Below are 17494 nucleotides of genomic sequence, written 5' to 3' on the forward strand. Positions count from 1 at the left end.
TAAAGTACTGTAGGTCCACCGGCAGAAACATCTAATCTGTATATACACCGTTAAACCTGTTTTGCCACATGGGCGTTACCGTAATGCGGAAACGGGACTTCAAATCCTCTGGCAATTCCGCGCCTTCCCGGCTTCTCAGCTGTTCCAATGCCTCGTTCGTCCACTCGTTCCGGCGTATATCGGATGCAAGCAGCAAATGACGTTCTCCTGACCATTCATCCTGTGTCACCACCCGAAGCAGCAATTGCCGTACATTCGTCGTTCCGTAAAAGCTAAAAGCGGCAAGCTCCGCCATGTTTTGATAAATCTCTAGTGGGGCAGTTTCTTCCTTAGACAGCTTGACATCCAGGGTCAGGACTGAATGTTCCCAGCTTGCGCTTGCAATCGGTGTGGTCAACGGCAGCTCATTCAGCGTATCCACCAGATTGTCATCCGACAGCAGCACCCGTTGCTGAGGCGAAATCGTCGCCTGTGTCTCGCGAACTGCTGCGGTTCCTGAGTCCAGCACCTGTAAGGACGGCAGCAACACAGCTGCTGCGATGGTTATGAGAATGGAGCCACCGAATACAATCCAAGGTTTCATCAGAGCCTCCCCTGACCTCTACCTCATAATGTGGGTTTGCTACGGTAAAGGTCCTCACTCTCATTCTACAACAAAAAAAAGCAGGCTATGCCTGCATTTTAATCCTCCGTATCTACTACCCCGTGCTTGGTCATCACAACGGCTTTGCCGCGAATTTTAATAGCAGAAGTATGATCCGTAAATTGGACGATCAGTACTTCGCCCTTGTCCAATTTTTCTGAATGATGCAAGCGTGTATCCTGACCTCTGGTCAGACCAAAAACCTGACATCCGTTGCTTTTCGCTTTAATTACGACGTACTCACTACTACCCGTCACATTATCTTCCATGTCCTTTTCCTCCCTGAGAGCCGAAGCTATACTTTTTATGATGGAGATTCAAGCTTGTTTTGTCAACTACATGCTTCCTTCGCCACCTGCAACAATTAGCGTGTCCCGAGCCATACTATCCGTGCAGTCCCATCCATTAAAGAAAGGAACGGATCTGATGAAAAACTATCTTCCCGCCAATCTCAGTCCTGCCCAAATCGAACGACTTCAACAGCTGGAGCATGAATTTGCTGAGCTAACAGGTGAACCCCTAGTGCTGATCGCTTATGCCTCGCGAAACGGCAGAACAGCTTCCTCTTCTCCAGTCCATAGCACCTCTACCACGAAGTAAACAGGACAAAAAGAAAAGGCCGTGAATCAAATTCACGGTCTTTTCAGCGCATTGGGAATATGTAAGAAATCTTATTTAATTCCGTCTTTGAGCGCTTTACCCGGTTTAAATGCCGGAATTTTACTCGCAGGGATTTCGATTTCTTCTCCTGTTTGCGGGTTACGTCCTTTACGTGCGGAACGTTCACGAACCTCAAAGTTCCCGAAACCTACCAGTTGCACCTTATCTCCGCTTTGCAGCGCTCCAGAGATCGCCTCAAATACTGCATCGATTGCTTTGGTTACGTCCTTTTTGGACAATTCAGTGCTTTCAGAAACCTGATTGATCAAATCCGTTTTATTCATAATATTCACCTCCCAATTCAAGTGTAGTCCAGCATTAAGGTTATCGGTGTTAATGACCGATATGAGGTCGCCTGTATAAAATAACCCGGGCGGCGTACTGCCTTCCATAATGTTATCATCTGTTTCCGTTTCGTCGTTAAATATACATAGAATATACCTAACCTCCGCAATATAGGCCGAAACTGGCGTTTTATGGCACCCTTCTTGCGTGGAACAAGGTTTATAGTAATACAGTCCACAGACAATTTCAAGTACGACGACGGTTTAACACGTAAAAAGTAACGGCCAGCGCAAGTACCAGCACTACTCCTTTGACAATATCATGGGCAAAATATTGCACATTCATCATCGTTAGTCCATTAACCAACACACCGATCAACACTGCACCAATAAATGTACCAATGACATTGGGTTTACCAGCACCAAAGACCGAAAAACCGACGAATACTGCAGCTACCGCCTCCATGAGTAAGGGGGAACCCGCGTCAATTTGGCCTGAGCCTACTCGCGAGGCATACAAAATACCGGCAATCGCCGCAAATACGCCTGAAGCAACATAGGCCAAAGTACGGACTTTTTTTACCCGTATGCCCGACAGACGAGCAGCTTCCTCATTTCCACCCGTTACATACATTTGACGCCCATGCTTTGTATAGGTCAAGAAAACATGCACCGCTGCCACAGCCAGCAACAGTAAAATAACTGAAATCGGGATACCCAACCATTTACCTTGCCCCAGCAAAAGAAATGCAGGAGATATCTCCCCCGGCGCCTTGCTGCCATCGGGAAACTGCATATGATTGTATATGGTATAGCCCTGGGCGTACGTTTTGTGAATCCCGCTTACAATATACATGATTGCAAGGGTTGCGAGCAAATCAGGAATACGCAGTTTAATAATCAGTAATGAATTCAACAGTCCTACCAAAGCACCGACAACCAGAGACACAATAATGACCACCGCAACAGGCTGCTCATACCAGACCATCAAAGAAGCTGAAACGACCGTTGTCAAAGATACTGTAGCTCCCACCGATAGGTCAAAACCGTCCACAATAAGTGACAACGTCACACCAATGGCAACGAAAGTCACAATGGCAATTGAGCCAAGAATGTCCATTAAATTATCATACGTCCAGAAATAAGGTAATGTAGATGAAAAAAACGCTAACACACCTATAATGACAACTACGGCACCGTAACGAAATGAGACGTTTAACCATTTTTCCTTCATGAATGCACCTCTTCACCGCCGCTGGCATACAACAGAAGCTGTTCCTGTTCCACTTCGCCCCGCGCAAATTCCTTTATAATTTTGCCATCATACATCACTGCAATCCGATCACCAATACCAATCCCTTCAGCAAATTCACAGGTTAGATAAATGATCGCTTTTCCTTGCTCCGCCAACTCGCCAATGATACGGAAAATATCACTTTTTGCCCCTATATCTACACCTTTGGTTGGCTCGTCAAAAACAAATACATCCGCTCCAGAATGTAACCATTTTCCAATCGCAACTTTTTGCTGATTCCCACCACTTAAATATTTAACATTCTGGCGGAGCGATGGCGTCTTAATACCGAGAGAGGCGACAATCCCATTACCGTTATTTCGTTCTTTATGCCGACTGATGAAACCAAGGACACTCAGTTTGCCCAAAAGCGGAAGGCTGAGGTTTCTTTCCACACTCTCCTCAATTAGCACCCCCTGCTTACGCCGCTCCTCAGGTATGGACACAATTCCTTGAGCTACCGCGTCCGCTGGCTCTTTCAATCGAATGGAGCGACCTTTAAAGGTCAGCTCTCCCTTATCCGGCTTGTCTGCTCCTGTAAGAAGTCGTGACAGCTCTGTCTTGCCTGCACCAACCAAACCCACAATAGAGAGAATTTCACCACATCGGACCTGTAAATCAACGCCGTGCACTCGTAAGCCTTTGTGAAGCCCTTTCGCTTCCAATACCGTTTCACCAATCGGTGCCTCTGTTTTTGGGAACTCCTCTTCAAATGTTTTCCCAAGCATATGCGTTACGATGTCGCCTACACTTAAATCAGAGGCAGGCCCCGTGAACACGCGCTCACCATCACGCATCACCGTAACATGGTCACTGTGTTCGATAACCTCCGGCAATCGGTGTGTGATGAGGATACATGCAACTCCTTCATCCTTGAGTGTATGGATTGTGCGGAACAAACGTCGCGTTTCTTCCTCGCTGAGCGGCGCCGTAGGCTCATCAAAAATGATGGTATTTGCTTGCTGTGTCAGAATGCGTGCAATAAGCACAAGCTGTTTTTCTGCCAACGTCAATTCAGACACATATCGTCTTACGTCAATATCTACCTCCAGACGTGCTAATGCCTCACGCGCTCGTCTGCGCATAGAACCCGGTGCAGCCCACCATCGACCATCAGGTGCAGATAAATCGTCCATTACAATATTTTCAGCGACACTTAACTGAGGTACAAGCGCTGAATCGACCTCCTGATACACACAGTGAATTCCCGCCCTTTTGGCCTCCCACGGTGAACTAATGTTCAGTTCCTTCCCACCAACTACGATAGCTCCCTGATCGGAACGATACGCACCGGACAAAATCTTCATCAATGTGCTTTTCCCTGCCCCGTTGGCGCCCAGCAGAGCGTGAATTTCGCCACCCTGCACCGTAAAATCCACAGCTCGCAGCGCATCTACACCAGCAAACTGTTTGCTGATTTTTTTCATTTCCAATGTATATACTTGTGAACTCATGGTGCCCCCTCACGCCTGCTTATGATAAAAGCGCGCCGAAGCGCGCCTTTGCGTTATGCAAACATTTTATTTGGACGTTTCATATTCCTTCATCCAATCCTTATAGCCCTGCTCGCTTTGGCCCCATCCCTTCACATATTGGGACAGCTCGGATGTGGAAATTTGCTTATCTGGCAGCGCTTCGCGTTGCACATATACAGCCTTCAGTACGACTTTCTCCTCCGGATTATCCCCATGCAGCTTCTGATATGCATAGCGCACTTGTACGCGCCCGATATCTGTTGGATCTACGGCTGCCGAGGCCACCCAAGGATTTTTCGGGTCCTGGATCATTTGCAAGTCCTCGTCGCTCATGTCAATGCCGTAGACTTTAATTTCCGTACGTCCCGCTTGTTGGATGGCACGGGCTGCACCTTTGGCAAACTCATCCCACGCCGCCCAGACGGCTGTAATTTCGCCCTTAGGATATTGCTTTAATACAGCTTCCATTTTGGCTTGCGTATCCAACGCAGGATTCTGAGCCGAACCAAAAGTCGCAATTTCTTTAATATCTGGATTGGATTTCAAAAATGCACCATAAGCAACCTGACGACGTTCCATCGGTGCAAATCCGGCAACCCATACTTTCACAATGTTGCCTTTGCCACCGATATCCTTTTTCATTTGCTCCAGCGTCAGCTCAGCCATGCTTTGGTCATCCTGTGAGAGCACTACCGCACCCGGAACATTGACGGCAGCATCAAACACGATAACCGGAATATTGCGGGAAATTGCTTTTTTCAGCCCTGTCTCCAGCAATGCATCACCATGATCAGTCAAAATGACATCAAACTGCTGGTTAATCGCACTATCAAGCAGAGAAGCCATTTTAGCCTTATCGTTATCTGCCACAAACTTAGTCAGCGTACCGCCGAATTTCTTAACTTCCTCTTCCACACCTTGAACATACTGTTGCGAAAATGTGCCCGTGTTAAACTCCATGATCAACGCAACCCGTTTACCCTTTAGATTTAAATTGTCCGGTTTTCCGTTTGTTGTATTCGATCCCTCAGTGCTTGTCCCTTGAGTGCCGCTCTCTGTTTTCGGCACGCCACATGCAGTGACCAGCAAAACCAGCACCAGTAGCATGATAGCCCCCAGCCCTAGCTTTTTGTTTCTTTGGAGCTCTTTTTGGATATTCATAATTTCATTTCCCCCTCGTTCAATCCACAAAATAATTCAAATTTGATACTTAATATATCGCTTTAAACCAAGTATGTAAATAGGTTTTATGAAATATTGAAAAAATCCCGACTACATATGACAAAATACGACAATTCCACAAAAAAATTAAACAACCGCCCCCGATTGAATAACGGGGAACGGTTGCTGCATAGAGGTGTCTTTTTAGTTCTCTATTTGACAGGGTACGCCACAGGGTCGATTTTTGCTTATGCTTAAAATGTGAACATCATGAGCGGAGACTAGCCTGGAGATACAATCTCCTTGTCATTTTCAATATGAGGACGCTCCCATCTAACTTATTTGGAGCACTGCTTTACCAGAAAACTTCCGATCTATCAGTTGTTGGGCAATAGTTCCAATTTCCTTCCACGATGCCTCCACTTCGATCCTTGGTACTAACTGGCCTTTTGAAACAAGCTCACCTAGTAATTTCAGATCTTCCGCTGGCGAATAGCGATTTATCTCCTCTCCTAGAAAGAAGCTATACAAGGTCCTACCCCCTAAGCCCCTGATATTAATCGTTGCGTAAGGTGAGGACGAATGTCCCATAGATACACATATCCCCTCTGGCACAAGCTGAGGTAGTAATGCAGCTAGCGTATCACCACCTACTGAATCCAAAATTAGATGATAAGGTCCAAATGTATCAACCGATAAAATCGCCGTATCTCCAACGACAACCTCATTAGCACCAGCCTCTTGAACAAGTAGAGCCTTTTCCTTTGTTCTGGCTACACCTACTGTAAAAGCTCCTGATTGCGCTGCTAGCTGGTGTGCAAAAATCCCCACTCCGCCAGTCGAGCCAGTTACCAATATCCGCTTACCGAGCAGCATTCCTCCTTTTCTAAGCGTATAGAGCGCTGACAGACCGGCTACCGGTAAAGTAGCAGCCTGGGCGAAGGTAATATCATCGGGAAATTCAGCCAGTAATGAAGTAGGGGCAGCAACTTGTTCGGCCCATGCTCCCATTTGGAGAAGGCCTACCACACGGCTTCCTTGTTTCGGACCCGTGCCATCTTTGGCCTGCTCGATGACGATCCCAGCAAAATCCCAGCCTGGTCTGATCTGTCTTCCATTATTCCTTGCATCTACAACTTCACCCCGATTAAGAGAGAAGGCCTGTACTTGAACGATCGCTTCCCAAGGCTGGGCCTGTGGGGCGACAGCTTCCTTTATCGCGAAATATCCTGAAGCAAACGGATCTGTTACAATTGCACGAATCATACGATCTCCTCCATGATTATCATTGAGAACCTCTTGTAAATAGCTCACCTTTTTCACAATGTAGTATACTGTAGGGAATCATCTGCACCAAGTGTAGAACTACACCTCATTATGAAAAGGATTGAAAAAGGATGACCATGCACAAGGACGAGGACTTCCAATATAAAACATTAAAAATCGTATTGGGAGAGATTGAAGCTGTTCGCATGAAACGTCAACGGGAATATACTGAGCTATCTCACCCGTTATTGAAACGATTTACTCAGCAGGAGCTTAATGATGAGGCATGTCCTACGTATAAAAATCTATTGGTTGGACGGTCTCGTCGAATACCGGATCGGCAAACGATGATCCATATTGCTGAGTATCTGGAGTGCACTTCAGATGAGCGCAATGATCTTCTTCTCGCCGCTGATTATCTTCCGATCCATTACGAATTGGAGGGACGGTCTCTGGAGCTGGCTCTGGAGCAAGCGCAGCAGATCATGAGTAATTTGCCATTTCCGGCAATGATCGTTACTCATACCTTAGATATCAAGGGGTTAAATGAGCCGTTTCGCCATTTATTTGATATCCCCTCCGATTCTTTTATGAATGGAAAACTGAATAAAGTTGATTTTCATTTTAACTCCGATTTTTCCATTCGTCCCCGTTCTACCTTCGATGCTGAGTCGTTCGAAGAGTGGGAGTCTCATGCTATTTACGGGATACAAGCTTTCAAAAGGTATAACATGTTTTCCCGATACGACCATTGGTATAAAAAGTTAATTGACAGATTTCGAAAATACGACGATCTTAATAAATATTGGAGTATGCAGCCAAAGGACTCATCAAATGAAGTTGAGCACTCTAAAATCATTTTGGCCAGAATGGGAGCCATGGCCGATTTAGCCCCCATTCGCTACAAGCAAATTCATCTTTCTGTAAGCAGCCACATGTATCCTGGAATTGAAGTGTACTTACCGATTGACGAACCTGGACGCAGAGTATTTGAATATTTGGGGTGTCCTGCCGAATGCCAGAACAACGCTTTTAATAAATAGCCAGTCAATTGCTATATCGATTATAAGAATCGTTCATTGCAAATTAAATAAGCCTCGGTGCTACGTTGAAAGAGACCAAATATGAAAATGACTACCAGGGTAATCACGTTGTGAAACTCATTAATCGGATTGTTACATTTGAACCTAAATCCCGCTAGGAGAAACGAAAAGCTCAATAAAAACAGAGGTAGTCTAGGACTTTATTTTCTCGTCCATGGCTACCCCTGTCTGGTTTTAGAGGTCAGTCTAATATTTTGTTTTTGCGAACCATAGAGAGCCAATTGCTCTCCACGGTATTTCTCTTATACATTTTTTTGGGTGTGGCTTAGCCTTAAAGAATAATAGCAATGAGACCGCCGGAGCCTTCATTAATGATACGACCCAGCGTTTCCTGCAGCTTATAGCGTGCATTGTCCGGCATCATAGCGATTTTACCCTGAATGCCTTCCCGTACAATGGAATGCAGCGAACGTCCGAAAATGTCTGACTCCCAAATTTTGATTGGGTCATTCTCAAAATCCTGCATCAGATAGCGCATAAGCTCCTCACTTTGCTTCTCTGTTCCGATAATCGGAGCAAATTCCGATTCCACATCCACACGGATCATGTGTATGGAAGGTGCTGTTGCCTTGAGCCGCACACCAAACCTTGTGCCCTGACGAATCAACTGCGGATCGTCTAGTGCCATTTCGGACAATGACGGCGCTGCAATGCCATATCCCGTTGTCTTGACCATTTCCAGCGCCTCGGCGAAGCGGTCGTACTCCCGTTTGGCATGGGCAAAATCCTGCATCATTTGCAGCAAATGATCCTTGCCGCGAATCTCTACCCCGACGACTTCGACCAAAATCTGGTCATATAGCTCATCGGGAGCATACAGATCAATTTCAGCTACGCCCTGCCCCATATTCATCCCGCTCAATCCGGCCCTGTCGATGAATTCATATTCCATAAACTGGCCAACCACTCGATCTACATCACGCAGACGTCGAATATCTTTAACCGTATCGCGAACGGAATTTTCATAATTGCTACGCAGCCAGTGCTCTTCGTTCAGTACCATGACCCAGCTCGGCAGGTTTACATTCACCTCATGCACCGGAAATTCATACAATACTTCACGAAGTACGCCTGTAACATCATCTTCCGTCATAGTCGCCGCGCTGAGTGTCATAACTGGTATATCGTACTTGGCAGCCAGCTCACTGCGAAGCTGGAGTGTTTCATCACTGCGCGGATGCGTGGAGTTGATAACCAAAACAAATGGCTTGCCAACTTCCTTCAACTCCTCAATGACGCGTTCCTCCGACTCTACATAAGAGCTGCGAGGGATTTCCGCAATCGTGCCGTCTGTAGTGACTACCACACCGAGCGTCGAATGCTCCTGAATAACCTTGCGTGTACCAATTTCCGCCGCTTCCTGAAAAGGAATGGGTTCTTCGAACCATGGTGTGGAAATCATCCTCGGACCATTTTCATCCTCGTACCCTTTTGCTCCTTCTACTGCATATCCTACACAGTCAACCAGACGTACATTCACGTCCAGTCCTTCCGTTACTTTGATCTGGACGGCATTATTCGGTACGAATTTAGGCTCCGTCGTCATGATCGTCTTGCCTGCCGCACTTTGCGGCAACTCGTCTACGGCGCGGGCACGGTCCGCCTCACTTGTAATGTTCGGCAGAACAATCGTCTCCATAAACCGCTTGATAAACGTTGATTTTCCTGTTCGGACTGCGCCGACGACCCCAAGATAAATGTCTCCTCCGGTGCGTTCGGCAATGTCTTTAAAAATGTCCACTTTCTCCAATGAAATCCCCTCCTCAAAAGTCTCCGAAGGAAAAATGCTTAAAGAGCATCCGCTTCGTGTTCAACCAACTGCTTGATCCCAGATGCGGCAGAACAGCCTTTAAAATGCCCGGAAGTCGTCCGCCGCCGAGATTCAGGAGACTGATGGAATCGGCGAAACGGCGTAAACTCGTACATGCATTTGGACTGATACCATCATATGTATCCCCTCCGTAAAATATGTTTAGTTTTTTAAAAAATAGATTACGACACAGCGATCATTGCAGAAACGATATTTTACGTTTGGGTCCACTCACCTAATATATGCGGGGCAAGACTCTCCCATGACTTCGTCGCTAGATTAAATAAAAAAAGGATGTTTCTCCTGACCGTTTAGAGTCGTCGGAAACCATCCTTTTTTATTCTCCTGATATAATCGGCATTACCACAGTTCATCATCCATCGCCTGACGCTCCAGTTGCCGCCTGATAGCCGCCTTAAGCCTATCCTCCGGTACGGTTACCTGCATATCGCCTTGGACACGCACCTGGCAGGATAAGCGTATTCCCTCATCCAGTAAAGGTCCCAGCTTACGCTGCTCTGCATCGCTGGGTTGGCCTGCGAATTCAGCCCATTCCGGTGATATCTGTACCTTACACATCAGACAGGCTGCTTTTCCGTCACAACGAGTGGGAATATATACACCCGCTTTACGGGCAGCCTGAAGCAATGACGTACCCTGACCGACCTGTACGCGCCTGCCTGACGGCTTGAACATAATCTGCACATTCATGAACGGTCCTCCAGTCGTCTTTCTCCTAACACACACAGCTTATACTTCATTGCCCATCAGGATGACGGAGTGCAACTCTGGCCAAGGCAGAAGTTCTGCAAGCTTGTCCAATTGCTCCTCATTCCAAATATTACTGACTAGTAGCTGCTTCAGTACAATGATATGACGTCGCGGGTCGCGCTTCATAACATCTGCAATCGCTTTATATCGGTCGGGTCGATTTCGCAATATATTGAATAAAAGTTCATGACTGAGCGGCATCAGACGCAGTGGAGCACTCCCCAGCTCAAGCTGAACCCCAGCCGACCAAAGTAGTCGCTCGATCTCTAAGCGGTATAACGCTCCGCCACATAATACCTCAAATCCCCCCACCAACTCGACTGGAAATCCCTCCAAGTCATAGTGGCTCAGCAATGAAACGTAAGAGCCGCTACGGTCAACCTGCTGTCGATCTATACTCATACCCAGGGGGTGCGCATGGAGCTGCTTTGCAGCATGAATATCCGCATAAATATCAATGTCCCGAGGCAGGCGATCCAGTTCAACTTCTTGCACAAGTAGTGAACAGCTCCCCCCCAGCATCCACGGAACCGACACTGTTGACCAGCTCTCAGCCAAGCTACTCAGCGCAACTGCCAGATTGTGAGGAAGCCTGTCTACTAACACTGATGATATTGCCTCCTTCAACATCGTTTCCTCCTTTGCTGTCTTTCCTTCCGTTTCCTGATGGGCATCATTATAACATGTTCGACAGGGCAGTTCGATATTTTGTGTACTGAAAAAGAGGTTAGCTGCTCCAAAATATAAAAAAAACCGCGAACCTTCCCGGTTCACGGTGAATAATACTAACCGGCGTGCCGCCAGCGGTCTATTTTTTCATCATCATTTTCATCAACGCTTCCATATTGGAAGGATTCATTCCGCTCTTTTTGACGGCACCAACGATATCCCTTACTGTATCTTCCGACACCGGAATGTTGGCCATCGCAGACACCTGCTTGATAAGCTGACGCAGTTGCGCTTCGCTTTGAAGCGTGTCCGCCTTTACCGTGCCTGCCAGCTTTTTCACTGCATTTTCGGATATGTTTTTGCCACCTTTTTTGTTAATGGCCTTCAATGCATCTTTCGGAAAGTTTTTATTCACAATCTCCCCTCCTCCGCCATTGCTCAACTCAGTCTATGAGTGGCGGAGACAAAAGGTGATTAAGCGTACATAAGACATGCCAAACGCCTAACTAAAAAAGGCTATCTCATTATAGAAAAAATCTACCATGAGACAGCCTTTATATTATTAAAGCTCATCCGACCCTTAAGAATGCCATTGCTCCCAAGTTTGAAGTGGCATGACTTCCATCTCGGTCTTAGGATCGCGACCCATCAGCGCCTCAACGGCCTTACGGACGTCACGTCCTTCAAACAGTACTCCATACAGCACCTCTGTAATAGGCATCTGAACACCTAATTTTTGAGAGATGGCGTATGCAGCTTTTGTCGTTCGAATACCTTCTACGACCATGCCCATCGATTCTAGCACAGCATCAAGCTGCTGGCCCTGTCCCAATAGGGACCCTGCACGCCAGTTGCGACTGTGACGACTCGTTGCAGTGACCACTAGATCGCCAATACCAGCCAGGCCGGCAAAGGTTAATGGATTAGCACCCATCTCAACTCCGGCACGGGTAATTTCAGCCAATCCACGAGTCAATAAAGCCGCTTTGGCATTATCACCGAAACCAAGTCCGTCTGACATTCCCGCACCCAATGCGATAATGTTTTTTAGCGCCCCGGACAGTTCCACGCCGAGCAAATCACGGTTTGTATAGACGCGGAAATAGGAGTTCATGAACAGCCCCTGTGCGGCCTGTGCAGCCTTCTCATTGGAGGAAGCTACAACGACCGTTGTAGGACACTTCTTCACCACTTCTTCCGCATGACTCGGACCAGACAGCACGGTAATATCGCCCTCCGCGACTTCCAGTTCTTCCGAGATCACCGTGGACATACGTTTAAGCGTTTCAGTTTCAAACCCTTTAATGGCATGCACTACCAGCATATCCTTGCTAAAATGAGCTTTCAGACTACGTGCTACCTGACGAGCAGCAGCCGAAGGAGATACGATAATCACTGCTCTAGCACCAGATACCGCAGTCTGCATGTCAGTTGTAGCTGAAATGCGATCAGACAAAATGGAGCCTGGTAAATAATGCTCATTCGTATGCTTCTCATTGATTTCAGCTGCTTGCTGCTCGTTTCTCGTCCAGACAGAGACATTGTTGTTATTGGCCGCAAGAACGGAAGCCAGGGCTGTTCCCCAACTCCCCGCGACCAGCACAGCTATTTTCTCAGACAAGACGATCTCCTCCTTTGGAGCCAAGCTTATTCTCATTCCCCCGTACCAGCTTGACTATGTTGGTACGGTGTCTCCACACAGCGAACAGACAAATGATTAGAGCCGTCCAGAATAACGGCCATGCATAACCAAGCACGAGTAATATCCAGGGGGTCAAAATGACAAAAATGAGCGATCCCAAGGATACGTAACGCGTCATTACGATTGCAAGTATCGCAATGATTCCGGCATATAGTGCGGGCAGTAAGGCAAGCGATGCCAATACACCAATAGCAGTCGCAATACCTTTTCCTCCACGGAAGTGAAAATATACCGGCCAGTTATGGCCCGCAATCGCCGCAATGCCGCACAAACCCGGTCCCCAGGATGATTGTCCACCTAACCAGTGCCCTATTAGCACTGCAATAACCCCTTTAAGTACGTCCAGCAGCAGCACCAGAATAGCTGGGCCTTTTCCAAGCACACGCAGCGTATTCGTCGCACCGGCATTGCCGCTTCCATGCTGGCGAATGTCGATTCCTTTTAATTTTCCATACAGCAAACTAAAGCTGACAGAGCCAAGCAAGTAACTGAGTACGATGGCAACGATTTGTAAAATCAACCTATTCGCTCCTAACTTTCGTCAGACTTGCGCCGTGTAAAGATACGAATTGGAGTTCCTTCAAAATTGAAGGCGGCGCGAATTTTGTTCTCCAGATAACGCTCATACGAGAAGTGCATTATTTCTGGATCGTTTACGAATACAACCATCGTAGGCGGCTTAACAGCAACCTGGGTCACATAGTTAATGCGCAGACGACGTCCCTTGTCTGTTGGTGGAGGATTGATGGCAACCGCATCGGAAATTACATCATTCAGCAAATGTGTCTGAATACGCAACACATGCTGCTGCGCCACATGCTGTACAACAGGAAGCAGCTTTTGCAGACGTTGCTTCGTTTTTGCAGACAAGAACACAATCGGAGCATATGTCATAAACAGAAAGTGATCGCGAATTTTCGTTTCAAACTGGTGCATCGTTTTATCGTCCTTGTCCACGACATCCCATTTGTTAACGACAAACAGCGATGCTTTACCCGCTTCATAAGCATAGCCAGCAATGTGCTTATCCTGCTCAATAATGCCTTCCTCGCCGTTAATAACGACCAGTACAACATCTGCACGCTCAATGGCACGCATGGCACGCATTACACTATATTTTTCGGTCGTTTCATAAACTTTACCACGTTTACGCATACCTGCCGTATCAATCAGCACATACTTTTGACCGTCTTTTTCAAAAGGTGTATCAATTGCATCACGAGTCGTGCCTGCAATGTCACTAACGATAACCCGTTCTTCTCCCAAAATGGCGTTAACCAGTGAAGATTTACCTACATTTGGGCGGCCGATCAAGGCAACACGAATAACGTCTTCATCATAGTGATCTTCTTCCAGCTCAGGCAAATTGGACGTAATGGCATCTAACAAGTCGCCTATCCCTGTTCCATGACTACCAGAAACAGCGATTGGATCACCAAATCCATAAGAATAAAACTCATAAATCAGATCGGCGCGACTGAGGTTGTCCACCTTGTTGACAGCTACGATGATCGGTTTACCCGAACGATATAGCATTTGAGCTACCTCTTCATCTGACTGTGTAATTCCTGCTTTCGCATCACTCATGAATACAATTACATCTGCTTCTTCTATTGCGAGTTCGGCCTGCATACGGATGGATTTTAAAATGACATCCTCACCATCAATCTCAATGCCGCCGGTGTCAATAATACTGAAGGATTTACCATTCCACTCCGATATACCGTATATACGGTCACGAGTGATTCCGGGTTTATCTTCCACGATGGACAAACGATCCCCGATAATCCGATTAAAAATAGTGGACTTACCCACATTCGGACGACCAACGATAGCCACAACGGGTCTTGCCATAAATTCACTCCTCCTGTCAATTCTTCCGCTATCATCATAGCAAAAAACATACCTATTGGCGATATGGTCACGTAACAACAATCGGCGAACCCTCTGGGTCCGCCGATGGTGTACGTTATGCTTATTATAAAATGTATTGATTTAAACTCATTTAAATTTGTTCAGCTTATCGCCAAAACGCTCGCCGAGCGTAATGCTCAGACCGGAATTATTGAGGGAAACGTTAGGATTATTCAGTTCCTCACGAGGTGCACGAGATGCACGTGGTGCTCTTTCTGCTTTAGGAGCAGCTTCAGGAGCTTCCTCAGTTTCTTTAATGCTCAGGCTAACACGTTTTTCGGAAGGATTCATTTCAAGAATTTTAACTTTCACTTCTTGTCCTTCTTCCAGAACTTCTTGTGGAGTTCCAATGTGTTTGTGGGAAATTTGGGAAATATGAACCAAACCTTCCACGCCAGGAGCGATTTCAACGAATGCGCCGAAGTTAACCAGACGTTTTACAACACCTGTTACGATGTCATTGTTGTTGAATTGTCCAGCAGCCGATTCCCAAGGACCAGGCTGTGCAGCTTTCATGCTCAGGCTGATTTTTCCTTTTTCAGGATCTACTTTCAAGACTTTCACTTTCACTTGATCTCCTTCAGAAACTGCATCAGAAGGCTTATCGACATGAGTCCAAGCAATTTCAGATACGTGAACCAGACCGTCCACGCCGCCAACATCTACGAAAGCACCGAACTGTGTAAGACGTTGAACCGTACCTACGATTTCTTGACCTTCTTTCAGCTCAGCCATTACTTTAAGCTTGTTGGCTTCGAATTCTGCTTCCAGAACGTCTTTTTGAGAAAGGATCACTTTGTTATTTTCACGATCCAGTTCTTTTACAACAACACGCAATGTGCGGCCTTTGTAATCACTGAAATCTTCAACGAAGTGACGTTCTACCATGGATGCAGGGATGAATCCGCGCAGACCTACGTCTACCACGATGCCACCTTTAACGACATCATTTACAACGACTTCAAATACTTCTTTGCTTTCGAACAGTTGCTCCAACTTTTCCCAAGCATTTTCACTGTCGATTGCACGTTTGGACAGAACAAGTTTTTCTTTGCCATCGTCGATGCTGATAATTCTAGCTTCAACCTCTTGGCCTACTTGTACTGCTTCTTCTGCGTTATCCAGACCAGAAGACAACTCGCGAATTGGAATAACTCCATCGTATTTATATCCAATGCTTACTACCGCTTGGTTATCTTCCAATTTCACGATTGTACCCTTAACGGTGTCACCTTTTTTCAGGGAGACGATTTGATCGAGCTCGTCTTGATTTGCCGCTTCAGCAGCTTCTTGATTTTTAATTTCTTCCGACATGTCAATACCCTCCTCAATTCAAAAAAAACCATTTATTTAAACCTGCGCATGGCAGAGTTCAAAACATAAATAAACTTTTGTTCTAGTTTTCCGAGCTTAGACACAATTCATGCAAGCCTTTCAGTTATTCGTAGGCTTACCCGTTTCCTTCATCGTGCGAATACGAGACATAATTGCTTCTGTTGCCAGTTCAAGCGGATCTCCTTCGATATCGGCACCCTTTTGGTAAGCGTCCAAATTGACAGGTTTACCGTATAACACTTTCGTTTTACGGAAAAGCTTGTAATCACCAATGATGGCGACCGGAACGGCAGCCGCTCCACTGCGTAGCGCAAAGCTTGCAGCACCCTTTTTACCGATTCCCCCAGCTCCTCTGGAGCCTTCGGGAAAGATCCCCATAACCTTACCGTCACGCAAAATGTTCAATGCCAGCTTAATGGATTCCTTACTTACACCACCGCGTTTGACTGGAAAAGCTCCCAGTTTCCCAATTAGCGGACCTAGTACAGGAACATTAAACAGCTCGGCTTTTGCCATAAAGTGAACCTTTCGCTTCAACAAAATACCGACTGTAGGAGGGTCAAGATTACTAATATGATTAGAACACAACAGTACTCCGCCCTCGGCAGGAACATTTTCCCTGCCTACCGCCTCAAGTCTAAACAGAACGCGGTAAATGAGACGCAAAATACTGGCGCATACAGTATATATCATTGGCTGATCTCTCCATCCTTCTCCGTTAAGCAATAAGATACGATCGTATCAACGACATCCTGAATGCCCATATGGGTCGTATCGAGCACGATGGCGTCCTCACTGCAACGAAGCGGGGATACCTCCCTCTCCTCGTCAAGCTTGTCACGTGCCGCAATGTCACGTTCTAGCTGCTCCAGAGTGATATCATCAGTTTCGCTCAGTTCTTTAAAACGGCGAGAGGCACGTTCCTGAACACTTGCGGTCATGAACACCTTGACTTCCGCATCGGGAAGTACAGTTGTTCCAATATCGCGACCATCCATAACGACACCCTTGCGTGCAGCCATTTCACGCTGGTTTTCAGTCAAACGTGTACGTAAACCAGCAATACTTGAATACTGAGACACGTTGCTAGTCACTTCCATCGAACGGATCACAGTGGTTACATCTTCCCCGTTACAATAAACCTTTTGGCCTGTGGGGTCCGGTACTAATTCAATCACCAGCTCAGGTACATGCTGAAGCACTTTTTGTACATTTTCTGCAGGAATTTCCTTACACATCATGTACCACGTTGCTGCTCGGTACATGGCGCCGGTATCTACATATACATAAGAAAGTGCTTTCGCCACCAGGCGGGCCACTGTACTTTTCCCTGCACCAGCAGGTCCATCAATGGCTACATTTATTTTGTTACTTGAAGATACATGTTGCCTTGCCAACAGGGAATTC

The 17494-nt window shown here is 46.6% G+C and carries 20 protein-coding genes; 2 read left to right on the forward strand and 18 right to left on the reverse strand.

Features of this window, described 5'->3' with window-relative positions; genetic code table 11:
- Positions 1-31 precede the first annotated feature (31 nt).
- Positions 32-583: a hypothetical protein gene (locus MKY24_RS15435; RefSeq protein ID WP_023989175.1), complete on the reverse strand. Its 552-nt coding sequence runs from the start codon at positions 581-583 to the stop codon at positions 32-34.
- A gap of 98 nt (positions 584-681) precedes the next feature.
- A complete protein-coding gene (gene mtrB / locus MKY24_RS15440) occupies positions 682-912 on the reverse strand; it encodes a trp RNA-binding attenuation protein MtrB (RefSeq protein WP_013310730.1) in 231 nt (76 codons plus the stop codon).
- Between the two features lie 37 nt (positions 913-949).
- On the opposite strand from mtrB, the gene MKY24_RS15445 reads away from it, so the two are divergent.
- On the forward strand, positions 950-1243 hold the full coding sequence (locus MKY24_RS15445; RefSeq protein WP_339200290.1) for a hypothetical protein: 294 nt from the start codon (positions 950-952) through the stop codon (positions 1241-1243).
- A gap of 71 nt (positions 1244-1314) precedes the next feature.
- Here MKY24_RS15445 and MKY24_RS15450 read toward each other — a convergent pair whose 3' ends face one another.
- The 5 genes from MKY24_RS15450 to MKY24_RS15470 form a co-directional block, all read right to left on the reverse strand.
- On the reverse strand, positions 1315-1587 hold the full coding sequence (locus tag MKY24_RS15450) for an HU family DNA-binding protein (protein WP_013310732.1): 273 nt from the start codon (positions 1585-1587) through the stop codon (positions 1315-1317).
- 247 nt (positions 1588-1834) lie between these two features.
- Complete coding sequence (locus tag MKY24_RS15455) at positions 1835-2821, reverse strand: ABC transporter permease (RefSeq protein WP_013310733.1); 987 nt, start codon at positions 2819-2821, stop codon at positions 1835-1837.
- On the reverse strand, positions 2818-4335 hold the full coding sequence (locus MKY24_RS15460) for a sugar ABC transporter ATP-binding protein (protein WP_339200291.1): 1518 nt from the start codon (positions 4333-4335) through the stop codon (positions 2818-2820). The genes MKY24_RS15455 and MKY24_RS15460 overlap by 4 nt, the downstream gene beginning before the upstream one ends.
- Before the next feature lie 66 nt (positions 4336-4401).
- Positions 4402-5517, reverse strand: coding sequence for a sugar ABC transporter substrate-binding protein (locus tag MKY24_RS15465; RefSeq protein ID WP_023989178.1), 1116 nt, complete (start codon positions 5515-5517; stop codon positions 4402-4404).
- A gap of 333 nt (positions 5518-5850) precedes the next feature.
- Positions 5851-6783 (reverse strand): zinc-binding dehydrogenase, encoded by a 933-nt coding sequence (locus tag MKY24_RS15470; RefSeq protein WP_339200292.1) that lies wholly within the window; start codon positions 6781-6783, stop codon positions 5851-5853.
- 131 nt (positions 6784-6914) lie between these two features.
- Here MKY24_RS15470 and MKY24_RS15475 point away from each other — a divergent pair, with 131 nt between their 5' ends.
- Complete coding sequence (locus MKY24_RS15475; RefSeq protein ID WP_023989180.1) at positions 6915-7826, forward strand: hypothetical protein; 912 nt, start codon at positions 6915-6917, stop codon at positions 7824-7826.
- A 331-nt stretch (positions 7827-8157) separates the two neighbouring features.
- On the opposite strand, the gene spoIVA is transcribed toward MKY24_RS15475, so the two are convergent.
- From spoIVA to cmk, 11 genes are all read right to left on the reverse strand, one after another.
- Positions 8158-9636: a stage IV sporulation protein A gene (spoIVA, locus tag MKY24_RS15480; protein ID WP_023989182.1), complete on the reverse strand. Its 1479-nt coding sequence runs from the start codon at positions 9634-9636 to the stop codon at positions 8158-8160.
- A gap of 38 nt (positions 9637-9674) precedes the next feature.
- The gene (locus tag MKY24_RS15485) at positions 9675-9812 is read right to left on the reverse strand and encodes a hypothetical protein (RefSeq protein WP_013371690.1); all 138 of its coding nucleotides are present in this window, start codon (positions 9810-9812) and stop codon (positions 9675-9677) included.
- A gap of 244 nt (positions 9813-10056) precedes the next feature.
- Entirely contained in the window at positions 10057-10407 is a 351-nt protein-coding gene (locus MKY24_RS15490) for a 2Fe-2S iron-sulfur cluster-binding protein (RefSeq protein WP_076295283.1), read from the reverse strand.
- 39 nt (positions 10408-10446) lie between these two features.
- Complete coding sequence (locus tag MKY24_RS15495) at positions 10447-11097, reverse strand: hypothetical protein (protein ID WP_264453634.1); 651 nt, start codon at positions 11095-11097, stop codon at positions 10447-10449.
- Positions 11098-11275: 178 nt separating this feature from the next.
- Positions 11276-11551 (reverse strand): stage VI sporulation protein F, encoded by a 276-nt coding sequence (locus MKY24_RS15500; RefSeq protein ID WP_013310741.1) that lies wholly within the window; start codon positions 11549-11551, stop codon positions 11276-11278.
- A 165-nt stretch (positions 11552-11716) separates the two neighbouring features.
- Entirely contained in the window at positions 11717-12757 is a 1041-nt protein-coding gene (locus MKY24_RS15505) for an NAD(P)H-dependent glycerol-3-phosphate dehydrogenase (RefSeq protein ID WP_339200293.1), read from the reverse strand.
- A complete protein-coding gene (gene plsY, locus MKY24_RS15510; RefSeq protein WP_023989186.1) occupies positions 12750-13358 on the reverse strand; it encodes a glycerol-3-phosphate 1-O-acyltransferase PlsY in 609 nt (202 codons plus the stop codon). Before plsY ends, MKY24_RS15505 begins: the two co-directional genes overlap by 8 nt.
- A gap of 11 nt (positions 13359-13369) precedes the next feature.
- Positions 13370-14692 carry a ribosome biogenesis GTPase Der gene (gene der / locus MKY24_RS15515; protein WP_013310744.1) on the reverse strand — a complete coding sequence of 441 codons (1323 nt, stop codon included), beginning with the start codon at positions 14690-14692 and terminating at the stop codon, positions 13370-13372.
- Positions 14693-14839: 147 nt separating this feature from the next.
- Positions 14840-16066, reverse strand: coding sequence for a 30S ribosomal protein S1 (gene rpsA / locus MKY24_RS15520; protein ID WP_013371699.1), 1227 nt, complete (start codon positions 16064-16066; stop codon positions 14840-14842).
- A gap of 120 nt (positions 16067-16186) precedes the next feature.
- The gene (locus MKY24_RS15525; protein ID WP_013310746.1) at positions 16187-16780 is read right to left on the reverse strand and encodes a lysophospholipid acyltransferase family protein; all 594 of its coding nucleotides are present in this window, start codon (positions 16778-16780) and stop codon (positions 16187-16189) included.
- Positions 16777-17484, reverse strand: coding sequence for a (d)CMP kinase (gene cmk / locus MKY24_RS15530; RefSeq protein ID WP_023989187.1), 708 nt, complete (start codon positions 17482-17484; stop codon positions 16777-16779). The genes MKY24_RS15525 and cmk overlap by 4 nt, the downstream gene beginning before the upstream one ends.
- Between the last annotated feature and the right edge of the window lie 10 nt (positions 17485-17494).

The sequence above is a fragment of the Paenibacillus sp. FSL P2-0322 genome (assembly GCF_037975315.1).
Classification (GTDB): domain Bacteria; phylum Bacillota; class Bacilli; order Paenibacillales; family Paenibacillaceae; genus Paenibacillus; species Paenibacillus polymyxa_B.